22 protein-coding genes are annotated in these 22,302 nt (G+C 66.8%); 13 read left to right on the forward strand and 9 right to left on the reverse strand.

The features are described from left to right. Positions 1-9: 9 nt before the first annotated feature. The 6 genes from EJI01_RS10745 to EJI01_RS10770 all read right to left on the reverse strand — a co-directional run bounded on the left by EJI01_RS10745 (position 10) and on the right by EJI01_RS10770 (position 6,678). A complete protein-coding gene (locus EJI01_RS10745; protein WP_126837099.1) occupies positions 10-1,149 on the reverse strand; it encodes an Ldh family oxidoreductase in 1,140 nt (379 codons plus the stop codon). A gap of 148 nt (positions 1,150-1,297) precedes the next feature. Continuing rightward, positions 1,298-2,824, reverse strand: a complete 1,527-nt coding sequence (locus EJI01_RS10750) for a UxaA family hydrolase (protein ID WP_126837100.1) — start codon at positions 2,822-2,824, stop codon at positions 1,298-1,300. A gap of 24 nt (positions 2,825-2,848) precedes the next feature. Continuing rightward, positions 2,849-4,243, reverse strand: coding sequence for a TRAP transporter large permease (locus tag EJI01_RS10755; RefSeq protein ID WP_126837101.1), 1,395 nt, complete (start codon positions 4,241-4,243; stop codon positions 2,849-2,851). Positions 4,244-4,252: 9 nt separating this feature from the next. Next, positions 4,253-4,810: a TRAP transporter small permease gene (locus EJI01_RS10760; protein ID WP_126837102.1), complete on the reverse strand. Its 558-nt coding sequence runs from the start codon at positions 4,808-4,810 to the stop codon at positions 4,253-4,255. 141 nt (positions 4,811-4,951) lie between these two features. After that, complete coding sequence (locus tag EJI01_RS10765; protein ID WP_126837103.1) at positions 4,952-5,947, reverse strand: sialic acid TRAP transporter substrate-binding protein SiaP; 996 nt, start codon at positions 5,945-5,947, stop codon at positions 4,952-4,954. Beyond that, entirely contained in the window at positions 5,944-6,678 is a 735-nt protein-coding gene (locus tag EJI01_RS10770; protein ID WP_126837104.1) for a FadR/GntR family transcriptional regulator, read from the reverse strand. Before EJI01_RS10770 ends, EJI01_RS10765 begins: the two co-directional genes overlap by 4 nt. A 149-nt stretch (positions 6,679-6,827) precedes the next feature. Between EJI01_RS10770 and EJI01_RS10775 the strand changes: the two genes are divergently transcribed. The 5 genes from EJI01_RS10775 to EJI01_RS10795 all read left to right on the forward strand — a co-directional run bounded on the left by EJI01_RS10775 (position 6,828) and on the right by EJI01_RS10795 (position 10,618). Next, the gene (locus tag EJI01_RS10775; RefSeq protein ID WP_126837105.1) at positions 6,828-7,562 is read left to right on the forward strand and encodes an SDR family oxidoreductase; all 735 of its coding nucleotides are present in this window, start codon (positions 6,828-6,830) and stop codon (positions 7,560-7,562) included. Further along, on the forward strand, positions 7,559-8,305 hold the full coding sequence (locus EJI01_RS10780) for an SDR family NAD(P)-dependent oxidoreductase (RefSeq protein ID WP_126837106.1): 747 nt from the start codon (positions 7,559-7,561) through the stop codon (positions 8,303-8,305). Before EJI01_RS10775 ends, EJI01_RS10780 begins: the two co-directional genes overlap by 4 nt. 26 nt (positions 8,306-8,331) lie before the next feature. Next, positions 8,332-9,186 (forward strand): fumarylacetoacetate hydrolase family protein, encoded by an 855-nt coding sequence (locus tag EJI01_RS10785; RefSeq protein ID WP_126837107.1) that lies wholly within the window; start codon positions 8,332-8,334, stop codon positions 9,184-9,186. A gap of 141 nt (positions 9,187-9,327) precedes the next feature. After that, positions 9,328-10,245: a manganese catalase family protein gene (locus tag EJI01_RS10790; RefSeq protein ID WP_126837108.1), complete on the forward strand. Its 918-nt coding sequence runs from the start codon at positions 9,328-9,330 to the stop codon at positions 10,243-10,245. A gap of 28 nt (positions 10,246-10,273) precedes the next feature. Beyond that, positions 10,274-10,618: a hypothetical protein gene (locus tag EJI01_RS10795; RefSeq protein WP_126837109.1), complete on the forward strand. Its 345-nt coding sequence runs from the start codon at positions 10,274-10,276 to the stop codon at positions 10,616-10,618. Between the two features lies 1 nt (position 10,619). Here EJI01_RS10795 and EJI01_RS10800 read toward each other — a convergent pair whose 3' ends face one another. From EJI01_RS10800 to EJI01_RS10810, 3 genes are all read right to left on the reverse strand, one after another. Beyond that, entirely contained in the window at positions 10,620-11,030 is a 411-nt protein-coding gene (locus EJI01_RS10800; protein ID WP_126837110.1) for a response regulator, read from the reverse strand. A 10-nt stretch (positions 11,031-11,040) separates the two neighbouring features. Next, positions 11,041-11,949, reverse strand: a complete 909-nt coding sequence (locus EJI01_RS10805; protein ID WP_126837111.1) for a ZIP family metal transporter — start codon at positions 11,947-11,949, stop codon at positions 11,041-11,043. A 64-nt stretch (positions 11,950-12,013) separates the two neighbouring features. Then, on the reverse strand, positions 12,014-12,508 hold the full coding sequence (locus EJI01_RS10810; RefSeq protein WP_126837112.1) for a hemerythrin domain-containing protein: 495 nt from the start codon (positions 12,506-12,508) through the stop codon (positions 12,014-12,016). Between the two features lie 220 nt (positions 12,509-12,728). Between EJI01_RS10810 and EJI01_RS10815 the strand changes: the two genes are divergently transcribed. The 8 genes from EJI01_RS10815 (at position 12,729) to EJI01_RS10850 (ending at position 22,282) form a co-directional block, all read left to right on the forward strand. Next, positions 12,729-13,358: a response regulator transcription factor gene (locus EJI01_RS10815; RefSeq protein WP_126837299.1), complete on the forward strand. Its 630-nt coding sequence runs from the start codon at positions 12,729-12,731 to the stop codon at positions 13,356-13,358. A gap of 105 nt (positions 13,359-13,463) precedes the next feature. Next, positions 13,464-13,838, forward strand: a complete 375-nt coding sequence (locus tag EJI01_RS10820) for a DMT family transporter (RefSeq protein WP_126837113.1) — start codon at positions 13,464-13,466, stop codon at positions 13,836-13,838. Position 13,839: 1 nt separating this feature from the next. Beyond that, positions 13,840-15,261 (forward strand): UbiA family prenyltransferase, encoded by a 1,422-nt coding sequence (locus EJI01_RS10825; protein ID WP_126837114.1) that lies wholly within the window; start codon positions 13,840-13,842, stop codon positions 15,259-15,261. A gap of 49 nt (positions 15,262-15,310) precedes the next feature. After that, positions 15,311-16,789 carry a glycosyltransferase family 87 protein gene (locus EJI01_RS10830; RefSeq protein WP_185878899.1) on the forward strand — a complete coding sequence of 493 codons (1,479 nt, stop codon included), beginning with the start codon at positions 15,311-15,313 and terminating at the stop codon, positions 16,787-16,789. 101 nt (positions 16,790-16,890) lie between these two features. Continuing rightward, complete coding sequence (locus EJI01_RS10835; RefSeq protein ID WP_126837116.1) at positions 16,891-17,568, forward strand: TetR/AcrR family transcriptional regulator; 678 nt, start codon at positions 16,891-16,893, stop codon at positions 17,566-17,568. A gap of 53 nt (positions 17,569-17,621) precedes the next feature. Then, a complete protein-coding gene (locus EJI01_RS10840; protein WP_126837117.1) occupies positions 17,622-19,418 on the forward strand; it encodes an acyl-CoA dehydrogenase C-terminal domain-containing protein in 1,797 nt (598 codons plus the stop codon). 5 nt (positions 19,419-19,423) lie between these two features. After that, positions 19,424-19,855 carry a DUF2147 domain-containing protein gene (locus EJI01_RS10845; protein ID WP_126837118.1) on the forward strand — a complete coding sequence of 144 codons (432 nt, stop codon included), beginning with the start codon at positions 19,424-19,426 and terminating at the stop codon, positions 19,853-19,855. A gap of 27 nt (positions 19,856-19,882) precedes the next feature. Further along, positions 19,883-22,282 (forward strand): 3-hydroxyacyl-CoA dehydrogenase/enoyl-CoA hydratase family protein, encoded by a 2,400-nt coding sequence (locus EJI01_RS10850; protein ID WP_126837119.1) that lies wholly within the window; start codon positions 19,883-19,885, stop codon positions 22,280-22,282. The last annotated feature ends 20 nt before the right edge of the window (positions 22,283-22,302 follow it).

Genomic DNA, 22,302 nt, shown 5'->3' on the forward strand with positions numbered 1-22,302 from the left:
GTGCAAGCCTCAGCCGACGCTCACGCCCACCTTCGCACCGGCCGCGACGATCTCGCCCCAGGTCGCATCGTCGAGCCAGATGCCCTCGTGCTCGCGCGCCGCGCGCGCCCTGCGCTCGGGCTCGCCGGCGATCTGCACCGCATCGAAGCCTTGGCCCGGCGGGCTTTGGCGCAGCCAGGAGATGAAGGCGCTGGCCTCCTCTTCGAAGCTTGCCTGCGTGCCGAGCTTGGCCGGGTCGATGACGATGGCCAGCATGCCGTTGAGCACGGTGCGCGCGGTATCGGCGGGACGGTGCCAGGTGCCGCCGCCGGTGAGCGCGCCGCCGAGCAGCTCGCAGGCGACCGCCATGCCGTAGCCCTTGTGTTCGCCGAAGGTCATCAGCGCGCCGAACAGGCCGTTGCTCTGCGGCACCACGACCACGCCGGGGTCGTCGGTGGGCGCGCCGTGTTCGTCGATGAGATAGCCGGGCGGCACGCGCTCGCCCTTGTTGTGGGCCACGCGCATCTTCCCTTGTGCCACGCGGCTGGTCGCGTAGTCCAGGATGAAATCACCCCCAGGCTCCCCCGCTGCGTGTGGGTCGCCACCCCCCGAGGGGGCTGCCCCGCCTTGGGGCGGCCCTGCGGCGGGGCGGTGCGCGCCTTTCAGCGGGATGCCGATGCAGCAGGGATTGGTGCCGAAGCGCCCGTCGCCGCCGCCCCAGGGCGCGACCACCGGGCGCGAGAGCACGTTGACGAAGTGCATCGACACCAGGCCCTGCGCAGTGGCCATCTCGGCGAAGTGGCCGATGCGGCCAAGGTGGTGCGCGTTGGCGAGCGAGAGCACGCATGTGCCATGCTGCTTGGCACGCGGGATGGCGAGTTCCATCGCCTGCACGCCGACGATCTGGCCGTAGCCGCGCTGGCCGTCGAGCGCGAGCATGGGACCGGTGTCGAGGTTGATCTTGACCGACGCGTTGGGCTTGAGGCCGCCTTCGGCCGCGGCATCGACATAGCGCGGCACCATGCCGACGCCGTGCGAGTCGTGGCCGCTGAGGTTGGCGAGCACGAGGTTGGCGGCGACCTGTTCGGCTTCGACGGAGGTGCTGCCGGTGCCGGCGATGATGGCGGCGACTTGGGTGCGCAGCGTCGCGGCTTGAATTGTTCGAGGCATTCGAAAGGCTCCTGGTATTTTGCTCCTTCCCCCTCCGGGGGAAGGTTGGGATGGGGCGCCGGGCGCATCAACGGCAGACGCAACTTCGATGCGCCGCGTGCCCCCCACCCCCGCCCTCCCCCAGCGGGGGAGGGAGTAAGAGAAGACTTCACATCACCGCACCCACCTGCCACGGCACGAATTCGTTCTGCCCGTAGCCGTGCTTCTCGCTCTTGCTCTGCTCGCCCGATGCCGTCGCCAGCACCAGCTCGAAGATGCGCTGCCCCATCTCCTGGATCGACACCGTGCCTTCGACGATCTCGCCGCAGTTGATGTCCATGTCTTCTTCCTGCCGCTGCCACAGCGCCGAGTTGGTCGCGAGCTTGAGCGAAGGCGAGGGCGCGCAGCCGTAGGCCGAGCCGCGGCCGGTGGTGAAGCAGATCATGTTGGCGCCGCCCGCCACCTGGCCGGTCGCGCTCACCGGGTCGTAGCCCGGCGTGTCCATGTAAACGAAGCCGTGCGCGGTCACCGGCTCGGCGTATTCGTACACCGCCTCGAGGTTGCTGGTGCCGCCCTTGGCCACCGCGCCCAGCGACTTCTCGAGGATGGTGGTGAGCCCTCCGGCCTTGTTGCCGGGCGAGGGGTTGTTGTTCATCTCGCCCTCGTTGATCTCGGTGTAGTGCTCCCACCAGCGGATGCGCTCGACCAGCTTCTCGCCGACCTCGCGCTTCACCGCACGGCGCGTGAGCAGGTGCTCGGCACCGTAGACCTCGGGCGTTTCCGACAGGATGGCGGTGCCGCCGTGCGCCACCAGCAGGTCGACCGCAGCGCCCAGCGCCGGGTTGGCGCTGATGCCCGAATAGCCGTCCGAGCCGCCGCACTGCAGGCCGATGGTGATGTGCGCCGCGCTGCAGGGCTCGCGCTTCGCCGCGTTGGCGCGCGGCAGCATCTCGTTGATGAGCGCCACGCCTTTTTCCACCGTCTTGCGCGTGCCGCCCGTGTCTTGGATGTTGAAGACGCGGAAGTTCTCGCCCTCGGCGAGGTTGCCGGTCGCGAGCCAGGCGTTGATCTGGTTGGCCTCGCAGCCGAGGCCCACCACCAGCACGGCCGCGAAGTTGGCGTGCGTGGCGTAGCCAGTCAGCGTGCGCTCGAGGATCTGCATGCCCATGCCGCCGGTGTCCATGCCGCAGCCGGTGCCGTGCGTGAGCGCGACCACGCCGTCGACGTTGGGGTAGTCGGCGAGCGCCGCCGGATTGGTCCTGCGCGAGAAGTGGTCGGCGATGGCGCGCGCCGCGGTGGCCGAGCAGTTCACGCTCGTCAACACGCCGATGTAGTTGCGCGTGGCCACGCGGCCGTCGGCGCGCTTGATGCCCATGAAGGTGGCTTCGCGCCGTGCGGGCGGCGGCTTCACGTCGGCGCCGTAGGCGTAGTCGCGCTCGAAGTGGCCCTTGTCGGGGCCCATGTCGAGGTTGTGCGTGTGCACGTGCTCGCCGGGCGCGATCGGCTTGCTCGCGAAGCCGATGATTTGGTTGTAGCGGCGCACCGGCTCGCCTTGCGCGATGGCGCGCACGGCGATCTTGTGGCCGGGCGGGACCAGGCCGCGGGCCGTGACGCTTTCGACCGGCGTGCCGCCGACGAGCTGGCCGCGCGCGATGACGACGTCGTCGGCGGGGTGGAGGCGGATAAAGGGATTCATCGTGTGTGTGTCCTGATCGGGGGGTCAGAAGAACATTTTCGGCAACCACAGTACCAGCGAAGGCATGTAGGTGATCGCCACCAGGCTCAAGAGCAGCGGGAACAGCCACGGCAGGATCGCCATCGTCGTGCGCTCGAAGCTCAGGCCCGCCACGCGCGCCAGCACGAAGAGCACCATGCCCATCGGCGGGTGCAGCAGGCCGATCATCAGGTTGAGCACCATCACCAGGCCGAAGTGCACCGGGTCGACGCCGAGCTGGATCGCGATCGGCAGCAGGATGGGCACCAGGATCGTGATCGCGGCCGTCGGCTCCAGGAAGCAGCCGACGAAGAGCATCAGCAGGTTGGCCAGGAGCAGGAAGACCCAGGCCTCCTTGGTGAAGGCCAGCACCCAGCTCGCGATGTCTGCCGTGACGCCGGTGGCCGTCAGCATCCAGCCGAAGATCGAGGCCGCGGCCACGATGAAGAGCACGGTGGAGGTGGTCTCGATGGTGTCGAGGCAGACCTTGACGAACATCTTCCACGTGAGCGTGCGGTACCAGGCGAAGCCGAGGATCATGGCCCACACGCAGGCTGCGATCGCGCCCTCGGTGGGCGTGAAGAGGCCGGTGGTCATGCCGCCGATCAGGAGCACCGGCGTCATGATGGGCAAGAGCGCCTCGAAGCGGAAGATCCTGTCGAGCACGAAGAGCGCAGCCAGCCCCGCGAACACGGTGATCTGCGCCGGCGCACCGAGCTTGACCACCAGCACCCACAGGAGCAGCGGCCAGCCGATCACCACCGCGAGCTCGCACAGCGCCTTGAAGAGCCGCGTGCTCGAGAACTTAACGTCGCCGCCCCAGCTGTTCTTGTGGGCGAAGTAGGCGACGGTGAACATCATCAGCAAGGCCATCATCGCGCCCGGCAGGAGGCCCGCGAGGAACAGCGCGCCCACCGAGACGTTGGCCATCATCCCGTAGATCACGAAGGGCAGGCTGGGCGGAATGATGGGGCCGAGCGTGGCCGACGCGGCCGTCACGCCGACGGCGAATTCGGTCGAGTAGCCGTGCTCCTTCATAGCCTTGATCTCGATGGTGCCCAGGCCCGCGGCATCGGCGATGGCGGTGCCGCTCATGCCGGCGAAGATCACCGAGCCGACCACGTTCACGTGGCCGAGCCCGCCCTTGAGCCAGCCGACCAGCGCCAGCGCGAAGTTGTAGATGCGCGTGGTGATGCCGGCGTTGTTCATCAGGTTGCCGGCCAGGATGAAGAAGGGCACGGCGAGCAGCGGAAAGCTGTCGATGCCGCTCACCATGCGGTGGATCACCACGAAGGGCGGCAGCGTGCCCGACATCAGGATGTAGGCCAGCGAGGCGCCGGCCATCGCGATCGCGACCGGGACGCCGCCGGCCATGAAGACCAGGAAGAAAATCTTGAGCATGTTGTTGTTCTAGCGATCCGCCAGGGTGGATTCGGGGCGTTCGAGCACGCTGTAGCCGCGCTGCCAATGCACGCGCGCGACCTGCACCGAGCGCCAGGCCATCGCGGCAAAGCCGAACAGGCAGAGGCCGTAGACGATGTTCATCGGCAGGTCGACGATGGTCATGCGGGTCTGGTTGCCGATCTTCAGCATCATTTGCATCGTCATGACAGTCGCCGCCACGAAGAAGGCGATGCGCAGCACATCGACCGCGCGCGACAGCCATCGCCCCATGGCGGCCGGCATGTGGCGGTAGAAGAAGTCGACCTGGATCTGGTTGTTCTTGGCCACGCCGATGGCGGCACCGACGAACACCACGCCGATCAGCATGTAGCGCGCCACTTCTTCCGTCCAGGCTGCCGAGTCGTTCATCACGTAGCGCGTGACGAATTGATAGAACACGGTCAGCCCGAGCAGCCAGAAGATGCCCAGCGCGATCCAGCCCTCGGCGATGGTGCCGGAAAGATCGACCACTTCGTCTTCCGCATGGAAGTGGCCTTCGTCGTCGATGATTTTGGATTCGGTCATGGTTTCCTGTCTTGCTCCCTCTCCCTCTGGGAGAGGGCGGGGGTGAGGGCGCCGGGCCGTCGATCAGACTCGCACCTCATCGACCGCCCCACCCTCACCCCAACCCTCTCCCAAAAAGGGAGAGGGAGTGAAGTCAGTCAGTCACTTGATGGCGACGATCCGGTCGTAGTCCTGCTGCCGGTACCCATGGTCCGTCGGCTTGGTGCTCTTCAGCACCGCTTCGCGGAACGCGTTCTTGTCGACCGTGATGACGTTGTTGCCCTTCTTCTTGAACTCCTCGGCCAGGCGGATTTCGGAGGCGATGATCTCGCGGCCGGTCTTCTCTGCCGCCTCCTGCATCACGTCGCTGAAGATCTTCTTCTCGTCGGCCGAGAGCTTGCCCCACAGCTGGCCCGAGACGATGGTCAGCAGCGAATCGACGATGTGCCCGGTGAGCGAGATGTTCTTCTGCACCTCGTAGAACTTCTTGGCCTCGATGGTCGGCAGCGGGTTCTCCTGCGCATCGACGGTGCCGTTCTGCAGCGCGAGGTAGACCTCGGCAAAGGCGATCGGCGTCGGGTTGGCGCCCAACGCCTTGGGGAAGGCCAGGTAGGCCGGCGCGTCGGGCACGCGGATCTTCAGGCCCTTCATGTCCTCGGGCTTGGCCACCGGCCTGGCCGCGCTGGACGTGACGTGGCGCGCGCCATAGTAGTTGAGCGCGGTGATGTGGTTGCCCGTCTTGTCGTCGTAGCCCTTGGCGAGTTCCTTGAAGACGTCGCTCTTCGCGTACTTGAGCTGGTGCTCGGCGTCGCGGAAGATGAACGGGAAGTACGACACCGCGAGCGGCTGGTAGCTGCGGCCCGCGAAGCTCGCCCCCGAAAGAATGATGTCGACCGTGCCCAGCGTGAGGCCCTGGTTGATGTCGGCTTCCTTGCCCAGGCTGGAGGCCGGGAAGACCTGGATGTCGTACTTGCCGTTGGTGCGCTTCTTGATTTCCTCGCCGGCCCACACCGAGTACTTGTGGAAGGGCTCGGAGGTCTCGTAGACGTGGGCCCACTTGAGCTTGGTCTGGGCCTGGGCCGTGCCGAGGGCTCCGAGGGCGGCTGCTGCGAGCGCGCAGGCCGCGAGGGTCTTGAGTGCAAAACGCTTGGTGCTCATTTTCTTGTCTCCGGTGGTGGGTGAGTGAAGAGATTGGCGCGGCGCCAGCTGGCGCTGAAGCGCTGGTGCGACTTGTCCATGTGCGCGTGCATCGCGCTGCGCGCCGCATCGGCATCGCGCGCCGCGATCGCGTCGCGGATCGCCTCGTGCTCGGCGATGGCGCTGCGCCACGACTTCACGGTCTCGAAGTAGCCGCCCAGGCGCGTGAAGATCGGGCCCTTGCGCGAATCCCAGAAGGCCTGCACGGTTTCGGCGAGCACCACGTTGCCGCAGCACTCCACGATCGCGAGGTGGAAGGCGCGGTCCCCATCGAGCGGCATCTGGTTGCGGTCGGCCAGCTCGCGCATGCGCTCGATGGCGCGCGTCATTGCTTCGATGTCCTTGCGCTTGGCGAGCCCGGCCGCGATCGCCGCGGTTTCGCCCTCGACCACGCGGCGCGCGCGGATCAGTTCGAGCGGGCCCCATTCGGTGGCGGCCACGGGCGCTGCGGCGCGGTGCGAGCGGTCGAGCACGTAGACGCCGGAGCCGGTGCGCACCTCGACCCAGCCCTCGACCTCGAGCGCGATCAACGCCTCGCGCACCGAGGGCCGGCTCACGCCCAGCTGCTTGGCCAGGTCGCGCTCGGCCGGAAGGCGCGCGCCGGCGGCGAACTCGCCCTTGGCGATCAGCGCGCGCAGCTGGTCGGCGATCTGGCGGTAGAGGCGCCTGGGTTCGACGGTCTGCAGGGGCACGTGGACGATGGGTTTAAGGGTTGTCCTGAATTGGACAAGTGGTAAGGCCAATTCAGAATACGATCCGAAGCGCGATGCAGCCATCGGGCCAAACCCTGAACGCCTGCATCGCTTCCTTTTTTTGCGACCAGACCCGACGAGGACATCCCATGAGACTGAAGGGCAAGACCGCGCTCGTGACCGCGGCCGGGCAGGGCATCGGCCATGCCAGCGCACTCGCACTCGCCGCCGAGGGCGCGCAGGTCTTCGCGACCGACGTCAACGAGGCGCTGCTCGCGCGCTACGCGGGCGTCGCCAACATCCAGGCCGCGAAGCTCGACGTGCTCGACAAGGCCGCCATCGACGCCTTCACCAAGACCCTGCCCGCGCTCGACATCCTGTTCAACTGCGCGGGCGTGGTGCACAACGGCGCCGCCTTGCAGGCCAGCGACGACGACCTGGACTTCGCCTTTCGCCTCAACGTGCGCGCCCAGTTGTGGCTGATCCAGGCCGTGCTGCCCGGCATGCTGGCCGCGGGCCGCGGCAGCATCATCAACATGGCCAGCGTGTGCTCGAGCATCAAGGGCCTGCCCAACCGCTGCGTCTACGGCACCACCAAGGCCGCGGTGCTGGGGCTCACCAAGAGCGTTGCGGCCGACTATGTGGGACAGGGCATCCGCTGCAATGCGGTGTGTCCGGGCACGGTCGACACGCCTTCGCTGGGCGAGCGCATCAATGCCAACGCCGACCCGGTCGAGGCGCGCCGTGCCTTCATCGCGCGCCAGCCGATGGGGCGGCTGGCGCAGGCCGAGGAGATCGCGCCCCTGGTGGTGTTCCTCGCCAGCGACGAGTCGCAGTTCGTCACCGGCCAGGCCTACGCGGCCGACGGCGGCATCACCATATGAACCAGCTCGACTTCGCCGGCCGGCACGCGGTCGTCACCGGCGGCGCGACGGGGCTGGGCTACGGCATCGCGCAGAGGCTCATCGCCTCCGGCGGCAGCGTGACCTTGTGGGACCGCGACGGCGAAGCGGTCACCAAGGCCGCCTGGGCGCTCGGCGCCAAGGCCTTCGCGCTCACGGTCGACGTGTCGCAGCAGCCCTCGGTGGCCAAGGCCGTGGCGGCCACGCTGGCGCAGGCGAAGCGCATCGACGCGCTGGTCAACAGCGCCGGCATCACCGGGCCCAACACCAAGCTCTGGGACTATCCCGTCGATGCGTGGCGGCAGGTGATGGAGGTCAACATCAATGGCGTTTTCCTGTGCTGCCGCGAGGTCGTGCCGCAGATGCGCAGGCAGGGCTATGGCCGCATCGTCAACATCGCCTCGGTCGCCGGCAAGGAAGGCAATCCCAACGCCAGCGCCTACAGCGCGAGCAAGGCGGCCGTGATCGCGCTCACCAAGTCGCTCGGCAAGGAGCTGGCCGACACCGGCATCCGCGTCAACTGCGTGACGCCGGCCGCGGTGAAGACCGCGATCTTCGAGCAGATGTCGCCCGAGCACATCGCCTTCATGCTCTCGAAGATCCCGATGGGCCGCTTCGGCACGGTGGAGGAGATCGCCTCCATGGTGAGCTGGCTTTGCACCGAAGATTGCTCCTTTTCCACCGGCGCCGTGTTCGACCTGTCCGGCGGCCGCTCCACCTACTGAACTCCCAAGAAAGAAGAAAGGCACACATGAAACTTGTTCGCTACGGCAACCCCGGCAAGGAGAAGCCCGGCCTCATCGACGACAACGGCCAGTTGCGCGACCTGAGCGGAGTGGTCGAAGACATCGGCCCCAAGCAATTGGGCGATGCCGCGCTCGCCAAGCTGCGCAAGCTGAAGACCGACAAGCTGCCGCTGGTCAAGGGCAAGCCGCGCTACGGCAGCCCGGTGGCCGATGTGGGCAAGTTCATCGCCATCGGCCTTAACTACGCCGACCATGCGGCCGAGTCGGGCCTGCCGATTCCGGCCGAGCCGGTGGTCTTCATGAAGGCCACCAGCTGCATCCAGGGCCCGAACGATCCGGTCATGCTGCCCAAGAACTCGGTCAAGAGCGACTGGGAGGTGGAGCTCGGCGTGGTGATCGGCGCCCAGGCGCGCTACGTCTCGCAGAAGAGCGCACTCGACTACGTGGCCGGCTACTGCGTCATCAACGACGTGAGCGAACGCGAGTACCAGATCGAGCGCGGCGGCACCTGGGACAAGGGCAAGGGCTGCGATACCTTCGGCCCCATCGGCCCCTGGCTGGTGACGCGCGACGAGGTGCCCAACCCGCAGAAGCTCGCGATGTGGCTGGACCTCAACGGCAAGCGCATGCAGACCGGCAATACCAGGACCATGATCTTCAACATCGCAAAGATCGTGAGCTACGTGAGCCAGTTCATGACGCTCGTGCCCGGCGACGTCATCACCACCGGTACGCCGCCCGGCGTCGGCCTCGGCATGAAGCCGCCGCTCTATCTGAAGAAGGGCGACGTGATGACGCTGGGCATCGAGGGGCTCGGGGAGCAGCGGCAGGAAGTGGTGGGGTTCAAGCTGCTGTCCTGACGCGCGCCGCCGCGACGGCTGAGCTGCGCGAGGTTCGGACTACATGGAGTGTGGGTCGACGCCGAGGTTGAAGGACGGGGAGGCCGCGAACATGGGCCCTCGTCCCTTCGTTCAATCACTCGGTCAACCAGGAGCAGCTCCATGTTCTCTCACAACAAGCGCCTTCAATACACCCTGCGCGTCGACTCGACCAACCCGGGCCTCGCCAACCTGATGCTGGAGCAATTCGGCGGCCCGCAGGGCGAGCTGGCCGCCGCCTGCCGCTATTTCACCCAAGCCATCGGCGAAGACGATCCCGGCCGCAAGGACATGCTGTTCGACATCGCGACCGAGGAACTGAGCCACCTCGAGGTGATCGGCACGATGGTGGCGATGCTCAACAAGGGCGCCAAGGGCCGGCTGGCCGAGGGTGTCGATGCCGAAGCGGACGCGTATCGCACCATCACCGGCGCGGGCAACGACAGCCACCTGACCCAGGTTCTCTACGGCGGCGGGCCGGCGCTGGTGAATTCCGCGGGCGTCCCCTGGACGGCCGCCTACATCGACAGCATCGGCGAACCCACAGCCGACCTTCGCTCGAACATCGCGGCCGAGGCGCGCGCCAAGATCGTCTATGAACGCCTGATCAACCTGACCGACGATCCGGGCGTCAAGGAGGCGCTGGGCTTCCTGATGACGCGCGAGATCGCGCACCAGAAATCCTTCGAGAAGGCCCTCTATGCGATCAGCCCGAACTTCCCGCCGGGCAAGCTGCCCGGGATGCCCGAGTTCACCCAGGTGTACTTCGACATGTCCAAGGGCGGCGAGGTGCGAGGGCCGTGGAACGAGGGTCCTCAATGGGAGTTCGTGAGCGATCCGGAGGAGCAGATGGCCGTCGACGGGGGAAGCGGCGAGCCGACGGTGGCGCTCGATCCCGACGACCAGGCGGCTGTCGACGCGATGGCGCTTCGGACCGCCTCCGATCCGGCGAGCGATCCGCAAACCGGCGCCGAGCTGGGGATGGCGGAAGGCGCGGCGCTGGACGCGTTGACGGCGCAGTCGAACAAGCCGAAGCCGTGATGCCGGATTGCGGCAGCGGGAGTACTTCATGACCTGTCGAAGCGCAAGTTTCCGTTGGGGCTTCGCGGCGCTTGCGCTCGCAGTCGCCGCCGGCCCCGCGATGGCTCAGCCCACCGGAAACCCGAAGGGGACCGCAGCGCCCGCAGCGGAGGGCAATTCCTCCAAGTCGCCTGCGACCCGCAATCGGGCGGCGCAGCAGGAGGACCGCCGTTCGGACAGCGCCACGAAGCAGGACTCGCGCGCGGTGCGCAGCGGCAATCTGCGCACGCCCGGTTCCGGGACTTCGGGCGGCCTGTCCGGGCGGCATCCGGGCGGCGGCTCTGCAACCGGCACGACGCAGACCAACCAGGCGCCGCCCGCCGCCAAGCCCTAGCTCAAGCAGGGCTGCTGCCGAGTTGCGCGGCGCGCGCCAGCGCTTCCTGGAGCTGATCGATCGAGTAGGGCTTGCGCAGCCAGATGCCGTGCCGCGGCATCTGGTCCGGCGCGGGCTGTCCGGTGGCGAAGATGACTGGCAACGCGCAGCGCGCCTCGAGCTTTTCGGCCAGGTCCCGCCCCGACAGTCCGGGCAGGCCGACATCCGCAATCAGAAGGTCGAAGGCGCCTTCCAGAAAACGGTGGAGCGCGAGTTCCGCGCTCCTCACGCCGGTGGCCCAATGCCCGAGCGCCCGAAGCAGTTCGATCGTCACCGCGAGGGTGTCGGGATCGTCTTCGACGACGAGGATGCGCAGCCGCGGTGGCACCTTCGGCGTCGGCGCATCGGCGGCGAATCCATCAGGACCAGGCATGGGTCGACCGTCAACCGAGTGCGGTATCGAGAAGCATCATGACGACGAAGCCCAGCATCAGGCCGCCGGTTGCATGGGCTTCATGCCCCATGCGATGCGACTCGGGAATGATCTCGTGACTGATCACGAAGAGCATGGCGCCCGCCGCCATCGCCAGGCCCCAGGGCAGGAGCCCGGCCGAAAGGCCGATGAGGGCGGCGCCGAATACTGCGGCCACAGGCTCGACCAGGCCGGACAGCGCACCGAGGCCGGCCGATGCGAGGCGCCCATGGCCCACGCTGCGCAGCGCAAGCGCGACCACCATGCCTTCCGGGACATCCTGGATCGAGATGCCCGTGGCGAGGGCCACGGCGCCGACCCGATCGGTGCCGGCGAAGGCCACGCCGATCGCCAGGCCTTCCGGCAGGTTGTGCAGCGCGATGGCGAAGACGAACAGCCAGACGCGCTTGAGCGCGCGCGCCTGCGGCCCTTCGGCGCCCTTGACGAAGTGCTCGTGCGGAACCGCACGGTCGATGGCGAACAGCAGCAATGCGCCGAGCAGGATGGCGGTGCCGACGATTCCTCCCGCGCCCCAGTTGTTCGCCCCCTGGGCCTTGGCGGCCGCCTGCGCCGGGATGACCAGCGAGAACGAGCTGGCGGCCAGCATGACGCCGGCGCCGAAGCCGAGCATGGTGTCGTAACTGCGTTGCGAGAACCGCTGAGCAAACAGGACCGGCAGCGTCCCGAGCGCCGTGGCGAAGGCTGCCGCCAGGCCGCCGAGCAAGGCCCCCTTCATGCGCGGATCGTTGCCGGCCATGCCTTCGAAAGCCTGCTGCGAAACGATGATCGCCCCCGCCAGCACGATGGCGATGCCGATCCAGTGTCGAGACGACAACCCCCGGCGTGGACCGACGCGCAGGGAAGACGTATTCGCTGTCATCGGGGCCTCCAGGGAGCGAAAAAAGGCGGTGGACAGGACCACCGCCAAACCCACACGAAGATGGCTATGCCGTGGCGCCGGTCAGCTCGGCCATCAGCTCTTCCTTGCGCGCCTCGAGCTGCTCGCGCATGGCGACCAGGTCGAGCCCGCGTGCTGCGCGCGCCTTCACGAAGATCTGGGTGCGCTCTTCCTTGACGTGGTGATCGATGTACTCGCCGAGCACCGTGACCTTGGCGTCGAATTTGTCGTCGATGTCGGTGGCTTCCTGGATCTGGGCAATCAGGTCCTTGGCGCTGGCGTGCTCGACTTCCGCTTCATCGAGCAGATCGCTTTCCTTGATGGCTTGGCGCAATCCGGGATAGAAGATCTCTTCCTCGATCTGCGCGTGGACGGTCAGCTCCATGCAGATCTCGTTGGCAAGTTCGCGCTTCTTCTGCGAGCTGCTCGCCGCCTTGGACTGGGTGAGTTCCTCGTAGGCCTTGAACAACTTCTTGACGTTGCGGTGATCTGTGTCGAGCAGGCTGCAGGCGTCGGACTCTGCGCGCTTGGTGGTGGGCATCGTGGGCTCCAGGTTGATAAGTTTGGGGACTGCAGAGTGCGATGCGTGCATGCCTGTCCACGTAGGATTTACTCGCATGCCGCTGGCGGCCAAGCCTTGCCGTATGTCTTATGACGTAGGGGTACGCAGGCGATGGCGGAGAAGATCTCGATCGTCCTACTCGCGCACGGTGCCGGTGATCGTTAGATCCCCCCATGCCAAGCTTTCAAGGAGCGCAGCGATGATCAGAATCGGAATCGTCGATGACCACGCCATCGTGCGTCTGGGCCTGCGCGAGTTCTTCCATGAGCAGGAAGATCTGCAGGTCGTCGGGGAAGCCGCCGACGGGCGCGAAGCGATCGAGCTGGTTCGCCGGACGAAGGTCGACGTGCTGATGATGGATCTGAACATGCCGGGGCAAAGCGGCGTCGACGCGCTCATCAGGATCCGGGCGGCGGCACCCGAAGTGGCGATCCTGGTCTTCACCGCCTATCCGCAGGAGCAGTACGCAGCCATTCTTTTCCAGCTCGGCGCGGGCGGCTTTCTCTGCAAGGAATGCAATCCCGTCGAGATCGTCCGGGCGATTCGCGAACTCGGGCTCGGGCGCCGCCACGTCACACCGGCCCTGGCCTCCTTGCTCGCGAATCGGCTGGAAGGGCGAGGCGAGGCACCTCACAACCGTCTTTCGGAGCGCGAATTTCAAGTCTTCCTGAAACTCGCCAGCGGGATGAGGCCGTCCGCCATCGCACCCGATCTGTCGCTGTCGGCCAAGACCGTCAGCAGCTACAGGGGGCGCGTCATGGCGAAGCTGCACCTGTCGTCCACCAGCGATCTCACCTACTACGCGTTGAAGCATCAGCTGCTGAGCTGAGCCGGGTGCGGACCAACAAATTCACGACTTCGCCTTTTGGCTAGGTAGCGAAAAAGTAATACTGGGGCATGATACTTGCGGTAACTAAAAAGACCTCAAGTTTCAATGACGCTCTCCACCTTCTCGATCATTTTCGCCGGCGTGCTGCTCAATTCCGCGGCACAGCTCATGCTCAAGGCCGGTGCCAAGACGCTCGGATCGGTGGCGATCGGCAGCAGCGCGTCGCTCTTCGCGGCGGGGTGGGGCGCCGCCACGCAGCCCTGGATCATCGTTGGGCTGGGCTGCTACTTCGTCAGCGCCGGCCTCTGGATCCTGGCGCTGACCCGGGTCGACGTGACGGTGGCCTATCCGATGCTTTCGATGGGCTACGTGATCGCCGCGCTGTTCGCCTGGCAGCTCTTCGGCGAGGCGCTGACCGGCACGCGGATCGCGGGTATCGCCATCATCCTGGTCGGCGTCGCGGTGCTGGGCCGCAGCTGAGATGGCGCTCCTTCCTCTCTACGTCGATCTCGACGGGACCCTGATCGCGACCGACTCGCTGCACGAGTCGCTGCTCAAGCTGGTGCGCGCCGCGCCGCTTGCGCTGCTGAGCCTGCCGCAGTGGCTGCTGCAAGGCAGGGCCGCGCTCAAGCGCGAAGTGGCGCTGCGCACCACGATCGACGTGAGTACCTTGCCCTACCGGCCCGAAGTGCTCGAATTCGTGCGCAGCGCGCGCAAGGCCGGGCGCCGCATCGTGCTGGCGACGGCCAGCGACGCCCGGCTGGCGCGCCGGGTTGCCGATCACCTGGGCCTTTTCGACGCTGTGCTGGCCTCCGACGGCGAACACAACGTCAAAGGCGCCGGCAAGCTGGCCGCCATCCGGGCCGATGCCGGCGGCGAGGCTTTCAGCTACGCGGGAGACCATGCGGTCGACCTCGAGGTCTGGCGCGGTGCCGATGCGGCCGTGGTGGTCAGCCGCTCCGGCTCGCTGGCCCGGCGCGCGGCCGGCCTCACCGAGGTGGAGGCGGTGATCAAGCCCACACGGGTGGGGCTGGGCCGCTACCTCTATGGCCTGCGACTGCACCAATGGCTGAAGAACCTCCTGGTCTTCCTGCCCCTGATGCCGGTGCTGCACCACCTGAGCGGGCCGCTGGTCGTCAATGCAACGCTGGCCTTCGTCGCCTTCGGCCTGATGGCCTCGGGCATCTATGTGCTCAACGACCTGTTGGACCTCGAATCGGACCGGCGGCACCACCGCAAGCGACGACGACCTTTCGCCGCCGGGGACATCCAGCCTGCCACGGGGCTGGCGATGTCGGTGCTGCTGGGCGCCGCCTCGCTCGCCTTGTCGATCGCGCTGCTGCCCCTGGCCTTCGTGGGCGTTCTGCTGGCCTATGCCGCGCTGACCACCGCCTACTCGGTCTTCCTCAAGCGACGCGCGGTGGTGGACGTGTTCTCGCTCGCGGCCCTCTACACACTCCGCGTGGCGGCCGGCACCCAGGCGACGGGGCAGCCGCTTTCCTTCTGGATCCTTTCGTTCTCGCTCTTCATCTTCCTCAGCCTGGCGCTGGCGAAGCGCTACGTGGAACTCACCGCAGCCAGCGGCGACACCGTCCAGCTCAAGCGCGACCGCGGCTACGTGCCCGCCGACGCGCCTTTCGTGCTGTGCACCGGCGTCGCGGCCGGGCAGATGTCGGTGCTGCTGCTGAGTCTCTACCTGCAGGACCAGCAGATGCTCGCACGCTACGAGCACCCGACCTGGTTGTGGGTGCTGGTCCCGGTCTTCCTGTTCTGGACCGTGCGCATCTGGCTCAAGGCCATTCGCGGCGTGCTGCATGACGACCCCGTGGTCTTCGCCGCGCGCGACTGGGTCAGCCGGCTGGCGGTGGCGATCGGCGCGATCGCGCTGTGGATGGCCGACTAGGGCCGCTGCGCTCTCCGTTCCCTCGCTCTCCCTTTTTCCTGAAGACGACATGAAGATGCTGATCCTGGTCGTGGCCGCGACCATTTGCTCCGCGCTGCTGCTGTTCGTGCTGTGGCGCTACCAGCCGGGCATTCCGGGCCTTCCGCGCACGCCGCAGGCGCGGCGGCTCGGGGCGGCGTGGCGGCTGTGGCTGGTCTTCATGCTGAGCGGCCTGGTGGTGAGCGCGATCGTCGCGCTCGCGGTCGGCGAGCCGCGCGAGAGCTCGCTGGGCTATCTGCGCTTCGTGCTGTCGTCCCACAACGGCGACGACTCGTGGATGCCGATGCTGCGTGCCTCCGCCTTCCTGCGCGAGCACCCGGACCTGCCGCTCTACCAGTCGGTCTTCTTCGGCCAGCACGTGAAGTTCCAGTACCCGCTCACTGCGCTGCTGCCGCTGGACCTGCCGCAGCGGCTCCTGGGCCTCGAGCCGGATTCGGTGGTGCTGATCTTCAAGATCCTGTCGCGCCTCAGCCTCGTCGCGATCGCTGTCGTGTTCCTCAAGCTGTTCATGGGCACCGTCCAGGGGCCGGCCGCAGTGCGCGAGCCGCTGCAGTTCCCGCGCGTCTCCACCCGCACGCTGCTCGCCCTGAGCCTGTTGAGCGTGGCGCTCTTCTATCCGATCCTGCGCTCCGAATACCACGGCCAGATCCAGACCGCGATGACGCTGGCTGCAGGCCTCGCGCTGCTCGCTTGGCAGCGCGGCCAGCCCCGCATGGCCGGCCTGATGCTGGCCCTGTGCTGCATCATCAAACCGCAGTGGGTCATCGTCATCCTCTGGGCCTTGCTGCGGCGGCAGTGGAGATTCGCGTGGACCGCGACCTGGGTCACCGGGGCCTTCGGCCTGCTCGCGATCGCCGTCTACGGCCCGCGCAATGTGTTCGACTACGTGCCCGTCGTGTCCTTTCTGAGCAGGCATGGCGAGAGCTACTTCATCAACCAGTCGGTCAACGGGCTGCTGCATCGGCTGCTCTTCAACGGCGTGAACCTGCAGGGCGCGGGCCTCGTGTGGTCCGGCACCGACTTCCCGCCTTTCCACCCGATCGTGTATGTCGCGACCACGGTGTCGTCGGCGTTGCTGCTGGGTTCGGCGCTGCTCTGGAAGCTTGGGAAGCGGCCCAGCGCCGTCGACCTCTCGCTGGTCATGCTGAGCCTGACCCTGGCCTCGCCGATCGCCTGGGACCACCACTACGGCGTGCTGCTGCCGATCTTCGCCGTGCTCTTTCCCGCTGCATGGCGCCGGCAGCCGTGGGGCGTGTGGACGATGCCCCTGATGTGGATCGCGTTCGTGCTGTCCAGCGAATCGTTCGTCGGCGCGACCAATCCGCTGGCCGGCACGACATGGAACGTGCTGCAGTCCTACCAGCTGTTCGGCGCACTGATGGTGCTGGGCCTGTTGTACCGCCTCTCCTGGCAGGAGCAGCACTCGTTCGCCGGGCTCCGGGCCAGACGCGGCGAAGCCCTGGACACCGGGCTGGGCCGCCTAGCCTGAGGGCGGCCGATAACCTTCATACTCCATGGGTCTTTGAACAGGCCGGGCGCCAAAGGGCTGCAAAATAGAACGACCGTTCGTTTTATTCGAAGTCCTTTTCCATGCCAGCAGCCCCTTCCAAGATCGCCCGTGCGCCCCAGAAAGGCCAGCAGACCAAGGCCGTCATCGTCGATGCGGCGCTGAACCTGGCCGCGCAAATCGGGCTCGAGGGGCTGTCGATCGGCGCGCTGGCCGAGGTCACGGGCATGAGCAAGTCGGGCGTGTTCGCGCATTTCGGCTCGCGAGAGGAACTGCAGATCTCGGTGGTTCGCGAATACCACACGCGCTTCGAGCAGGAAGTCTTCTACACCGCCCTGCAGGCGCCGCGCGGCCTGCCGAGGCTGCGCGCGCTGTTCGCCAACTGGATGAAGCGCACCTCCGCCGAGATCGACTCGGGCTGCATCTACATCAGCGGCGCGGTCGAGTTCGACGACCGGCCCGGCCCGGTGCGCGATGCGCTGGCCGAGTCGGTGAACATCTGGCTCGCGGCCATGCTGCGCGCCGTGACGCAGGCCCAGGAGGAGGGGCACCTGCACGCCGATGCCGACGCGAAGCAGATCTCCTTCGAGATCCACGCGCTGATCCTGGCCCTGCACTACGAAGCGCGCTTCCTGCGCTCGCCCGATTCGCTGGCGCGCGCCAACGCAGGCTTCGACAACATCCTTGCGCGCTGCGCCACGCCGGAAGCCCTGGCCGGCGATACCGCGACGGCTGCGCGCCGGCTCAAGACCGTGCGCTGAAGCAGCCACCCATCCGTTTTCCTTTCCCCTTTTTCTTTCCCGGAGAGCTTTCCATGCCCGCCTACACCCCACCCCTTCGCGACATGCAGTTCGTGATGCACGAAGTGCTCAAGGTCACCGAAGAACTCAAGGTGCTTCCCAAGCACGCCGACGTCGATGCCGAAACCATCAACGCGGTGCTCGAAGAGGGCGGCAAGTTCGCCTCCGAAGTGACCTTCCCGCTCAACATCAACGGCGACGAAGAGGGCTGCGTGCTCGACAAGAACACGCACGAGGTGAAGACGCCGAAGGGCTTCAAGGAAGCCTATGCGAAGTACGTCGAAGGCGGCTGGGCGGCGCTGTCGTGCGACCCGCAGTACGGCGGCCAGGGCCTGCCCTTCGTCGTGAACCAGTGCTTCTACGAGATGCTCAATTCGGCCAACCAGGCCTGGACCATGTACCCCGGCCTCTCGCACGGCGCCTACGAGGCGCTGGCGGCGCACGGCACCGAGGAGCAGAAGAAGACCTACCTGCCCAAGCTCACCAGCGGCGAATGGACCGGCACCATGTGCCTGACCGAGCCGCATTGCGGCACCGACCTCGGCCTCTTGCGCACCAAGGCCGAGCCGCAGCCCGACGGAAGCTACCGCATCACCGGCAACAAGATCTTCATTTCGGCCGGCGAGCACGACATGGCCGAGAACATCATCCACTTGGTGCTGGCCCGCCTGCCGGACGCGCCGAAGGGCAGCAAGGGCATCAGCCTGTTCGTCGTGCCGAAGTTCAACGTCAAGCCCGACGGTTCGCTCGGCAGCCGCAACGGCGTCTACTGCGGCGGTCTCGAGCACAAGATGGGCATCCACGGCAACGCGACGGCGCAGATCGTGCTCGAAGGCGCCGCCGGCACGCTGGTCGGCGAGCCCAACAAGGGACTGGCCGCGATGTTCGTGATGATGAACGCGGCTCGCCTGGGCGTGGGCAACCAGTCGCTGGGCCTGACGGAGGTGGCCTTCCAGAACGCGCTGGCCTACGCCAAGGACCGCATCCAGATGCGCTCGCTCTCGGGCGTGAAGGCCAAGGACAAGGAAGCCGATCCGATCATCGTGCACCCTGACGTGCGCAAGATGCTGATGACCGCCAAGGCTTACGCCGAAGGCGGCCGCGCGCTCGCGATCTACTGCACGCTTCTGCTCGACAAGGAGCACCACCATCCCGACGAGAAGGTTCGCAAGGATTCGGGCGAGATCGTCGCGCTGCTGACGCCGATCGTGAAGGCCTTCATCACCGACAACGGCCACATCTCGACCAACGCCTGCATGCAGGTCTTCGGCGGCCACGGCTTCATCAAGGAATGGGGCATGGAGCAGTTCGTGCGCGACAACCGCATCAACATGATCTACGAAGGCACGAACACCGTGCAGTCGCTGGACCTGCTGGGCCGCAAGGTGCTGGGCAACAACGGCGCCACGCTCAAGAAGTTCGGCAAGCTGGTCGCGAAGCTGGTGGAGGAAGAAGGCGTGAACGAGAAGATGAGCGAGTTCATCACGCCGATCGCGGTGCTCGGCGAGCAGCTCACCAAGTTCACCACCGAGCTCGGCTTCAAGGGCCTCCAGAATCCCGACGAAGTGGGCGCGGCCGCGGTGGACTACCTGCGCGTGGCGGGCCACTTCGTGTTCGGCTACTTCTTCGCGTTGATGGCGCGCGCGGCGCTCGCAGAGATCGCGGCCGGCAACACCGACCCGTTCTACCAGGCCAAGCTGCAGACCGCGCGCTTCTACTTCGCCAAGCTGTTCCCAGAGACCGCGACGCTGATGCGCACCGCGCGTACGGGGGCTGCCCCCTTGATGAACACCGACGCCGCGCTGGCCTGAACGTCATGAAGCGCCTTCTTGCAGCCATCGCACTCGCGTCGGCCGGCTCGGCCTTCGCACAGATGACGCCCGTCGGCGTCTGGCAGAGCATCGACGACAAGACCCACGAGGCCAAGTCGCAGATCCGCATCGCCGAATCGAACGGCGCGCTCAACGGCCGCATCGAGAAGCTGCTGCGCAAGGATGCGAAGCAGGACGCGGTGTGCGACGAGTGCACCGACGACCGCAAGGGCAAGCCACTGGTCGGTCTCGAGATCATCCGCGGCGCGAAGAAGGCCGAGGGCCGCGAGGTCTGGGAGGACGGAAAGATCCTCGACCCCGAAAACGGCAAGACCTACGCGCTGCGGCTCACGCCGATCGACGGCGGCAAGAAGCTCGAAGTGCGCGGCTCGGTGTTCGGCATCGGCCGCACGCAGACCTGGGTTCGAGTCCAGTAGCAAGAACACATCATTGTTGGAAATTCCATGTCCAGATTTCAAGTGAAGAAGGTCGCCGTGCTCGGCGCCGGCGTGATGGGCGCGCAGATCGCGGCCCACCTCGTCAATGTGCGCGTGCCGGTGGTGCTGTTCGACCTGCCCGCAAAAGAGGGCTCGAAGAACGGCATCGTGAGCCGCGCCATCGACAACCTCAAGAAGCAGAAGCCTGCGCCGCTCGGCGACGCGGCCGACGCCGTGCTCATCGAGCAGGCCAACTACGAAGACGATCTGGCCAAGCTCGACGAGTGCGACCTGGTGATCGAAGCGATTGCCGAGCGCATGGACTGGAAGCTCGATCTGTACAGGAAGATCGCGCCGCATGTCGCGAAGCATGCCATCCTGGCCTCGAACACCTCTGGCCTGTCGATCACCAAGCTCAGCGAGGCGCTGCCCGAGGCGCTGAAGCCGCGCTTCTGCGGCATCCACTTCTTCAACCCGCCGCGCTACATGTTCCTGGTCGAGCTGATCGATACGCCGACTACCGAGCCCGAGGTGCTGGACCAGCTCGAAGCCTTCGTCACCAGCACGCTCGGCAAGGGCGTGGTGCGCGCGCACGACACGCCCAACTTCATCGCCAACCGCGTCGGCATCGCCGGCATGCTGGCGACCCTGAAGGAAGTCGAGAAGTTCGGCCTTACGCCCGATGTGGTGGACGACCTCACCGGCAAGAAGCTGGGCCGCGCAAGCTCGGGCACCTTCCGCACCGCGGATGTGGTGGGCCTGGACACCATGGCCCACGTGGTCAAGACGCTGCAGGACAACCTGAGCGCGGAAACCGATCCCTTCTACGCCAACTTCGCGACGCCGCCCGTGCTCGCCAAGCTGCTGGAGCTCGGCCACCTGGGCCAGAAGACCAAGGCCGGCTTCTACAAGAAGTCCGGCCGCGACATCTTGCGCTTCGATCTGGCCAAGAGCGAGTACGTGCCCTCGGGCGACAAGGCCGACGAGGTCTACGGCCGCATGCTCAAGAAGCCCGCGCCGGAGCGCCTGAAGCTGCTGCGCGAGAGCGAAGGCGCGCAGGGCCGCTTCCTCTGGGCCATCCTGCGCGACAGCTTCCACTACGCGGCCGTGCACCTCGAAACCATCGCCGAGAGCGCACGCGACGTCGACTTCGCGATGCGCTGGGGCTTCGGCATGAAGCAGGGCCCCTTCGAGCTCTGGCAGGAAGCCGGCTGGGCGCAGATCGCCAAGTGGATCCAGGAAGACATCGATGCCGGCGAAGCGCTCTCCACGGCGCCGCTGCCGACGTGGGTGTTCGAAGGCCCGGTTGCAGAAGCCGGCGGCGTGCACACGCCCGAGGGCTCGTGGAGCGCTTCGCAGAGCAAGTTCGTCCCGCCACGCCACCTGCCCGTGCATGAACGCCAGCTGTTCCCCGAGAGCGTGCTGGGCAGCCATGCGCCGGATGCGAACAAGGCCGGCACCACGATCCAGGACGAAGGCGACGTGCGCCTCTGGACGCTGGACGGCGAGGTGCTGATCGCGAGCATCCATTCGAAGATGCACGCCATCAGCCCCGACGTGGCCGATGCGCTGGCGGCCGGCGTCGATCTGGCCGAGCGCGAATACAAGGCGATGGTGATCTGGTCCCCCGACGAGATGTTTTCGGTCGGCGCCGATTTGCAGGCGATGCTGCCGGCCTTCGTGGTCGCCGGCATCGGTGCGGTCGAAGGTGCGGAAGAAGAGCTGCAGAACGTGATGCTCAAGATCCGCTATGCCGGCGTGCCGGTGGTCTCTGCCGTGCGCGGCATGGCGCTGGGCGGCGGCTGCGAGCTGGCCATCCATTCGGCCAGGCGCGTCGCGGCGATGGAAAGCTATATCGGCCTGGTCGAAGTCGGCGTCGGCCTAGTGCCCGGCGCCGGCGGCTTGACCTATATCGCGCGCCGGGCGGCCGAGAACGCCGAAGCCTCCACCGGCACCGACCTGCTGCCCTTCCTGACCGAAGGCTTCACCGCCGCGGCCATGGCCAAGGTCGGCACCAGCGCGCTGGAATCGAAGAAGCTGGGCTACCTGCTCGACAGCGACGTGATCGTGCCGAACAAGGACGAGCTGCTCTACGTCGCGCTGCAGCAGGCCAAGGCCATGGCCGACGCCGGCTGGCGAGCGCCGCTGCGTCGCCGGTTCAGAGTCGCTGGCCGCAGCGGCGCAGCGACGATCAAGGGGCAGCTGGTCAACATGCGAGACGGCGGCTTCATCAGCGAGCACGACTTCCACATCGCCGGCCTGATCGCGGGCGTGGTGACGGGCGGCGACGTCGATGCCGGCAGCCTGGTCACGGAGGAATACCTGATGGCGCTGGAGCGCAAGGCCTTCTGTTCGCTGATCCTGCATCCGAAGACGCAGGAGCGGATCATGGGGATGTTGAGTACGGGCAAGCCGCTACGCAACTGACGCACTGCCTTCCTCCTTCC

The organism is Variovorax sp. MHTC-1 (assembly GCF_003984645.1).
GTDB lineage: Bacteria > Pseudomonadota > Gammaproteobacteria > Burkholderiales > Burkholderiaceae_C > Variovorax.

Coding starts and splice junctions, on each gene's coding strand:
- EJI01_RS10745 (WP_126837099.1), bottom strand. CDS start 1,149: ATGCCTCGAACAATTCAAGCCGCGACGCTGCGCACCCAAGTCGCCGCC.
- EJI01_RS10750 (WP_126837100.1), bottom strand. CDS start 2,824: ATGAATCCCTTTATCCGCCTCCACCCCGCCGACGACGTCGTCATCGCG.
- EJI01_RS10755 (WP_126837101.1), bottom strand. CDS start 4,243: ATGCTCAAGATTTTCTTCCTGGTCTTCATGGCCGGCGGCGTCCCGGTC.
- EJI01_RS10760 (WP_126837102.1), bottom strand. CDS start 4,810: ATGACCGAATCCAAAATCATCGACGACGAAGGCCACTTCCATGCGGAA.
- EJI01_RS10765 (WP_126837103.1), bottom strand. CDS start 5,947: ATGAGCACCAAGCGTTTTGCACTCAAGACCCTCGCGGCCTGCGCGCTC.
- EJI01_RS10775 (WP_126837105.1), top strand. CDS start 6,828: ATGAGACTGAAGGGCAAGACCGCGCTCGTGACCGCGGCCGGGCAGGGC.
- EJI01_RS10780 (WP_126837106.1), top strand. CDS start 7,559: ATGAACCAGCTCGACTTCGCCGGCCGGCACGCGGTCGTCACCGGCGGC.
- EJI01_RS10785 (WP_126837107.1), top strand. CDS start 8,332: ATGAAACTTGTTCGCTACGGCAACCCCGGCAAGGAGAAGCCCGGCCTC.
- EJI01_RS10790 (WP_126837108.1), top strand. CDS start 9,328: ATGTTCTCTCACAACAAGCGCCTTCAATACACCCTGCGCGTCGACTCG.
- EJI01_RS10795 (WP_126837109.1), top strand. CDS start 10,274: ATGACCTGTCGAAGCGCAAGTTTCCGTTGGGGCTTCGCGGCGCTTGCG.
- EJI01_RS10800 (WP_126837110.1), bottom strand. CDS start 11,030: ATGCCTGGTCCTGATGGATTCGCCGCCGATGCGCCGACGCCGAAGGTG.
- EJI01_RS10805 (WP_126837111.1), bottom strand. CDS start 11,949: ATGACAGCGAATACGTCTTCCCTGCGCGTCGGTCCACGCCGGGGGTTG.
- EJI01_RS10810 (WP_126837112.1), bottom strand. CDS start 12,508: ATGCCCACCACCAAGCGCGCAGAGTCCGACGCCTGCAGCCTGCTCGAC.
- EJI01_RS10815 (WP_126837299.1), top strand. CDS start 12,729: ATGATCAGAATCGGAATCGTCGATGACCACGCCATCGTGCGTCTGGGC.
- EJI01_RS10820 (WP_126837113.1), top strand. CDS start 13,464: ATGACGCTCTCCACCTTCTCGATCATTTTCGCCGGCGTGCTGCTCAAT.
- EJI01_RS10825 (WP_126837114.1), top strand. CDS start 13,840: ATGGCGCTCCTTCCTCTCTACGTCGATCTCGACGGGACCCTGATCGCG.
- EJI01_RS10830 (WP_185878899.1), top strand. CDS start 15,311: ATGAAGATGCTGATCCTGGTCGTGGCCGCGACCATTTGCTCCGCGCTG.
- EJI01_RS10835 (WP_126837116.1), top strand. CDS start 16,891: ATGCCAGCAGCCCCTTCCAAGATCGCCCGTGCGCCCCAGAAAGGCCAG.
- EJI01_RS10840 (WP_126837117.1), top strand. CDS start 17,622: ATGCCCGCCTACACCCCACCCCTTCGCGACATGCAGTTCGTGATGCAC.
- EJI01_RS10845 (WP_126837118.1), top strand. CDS start 19,424: ATGAAGCGCCTTCTTGCAGCCATCGCACTCGCGTCGGCCGGCTCGGCC.
- EJI01_RS10850 (WP_126837119.1), top strand. CDS start 19,883: ATGTCCAGATTTCAAGTGAAGAAGGTCGCCGTGCTCGGCGCCGGCGTG.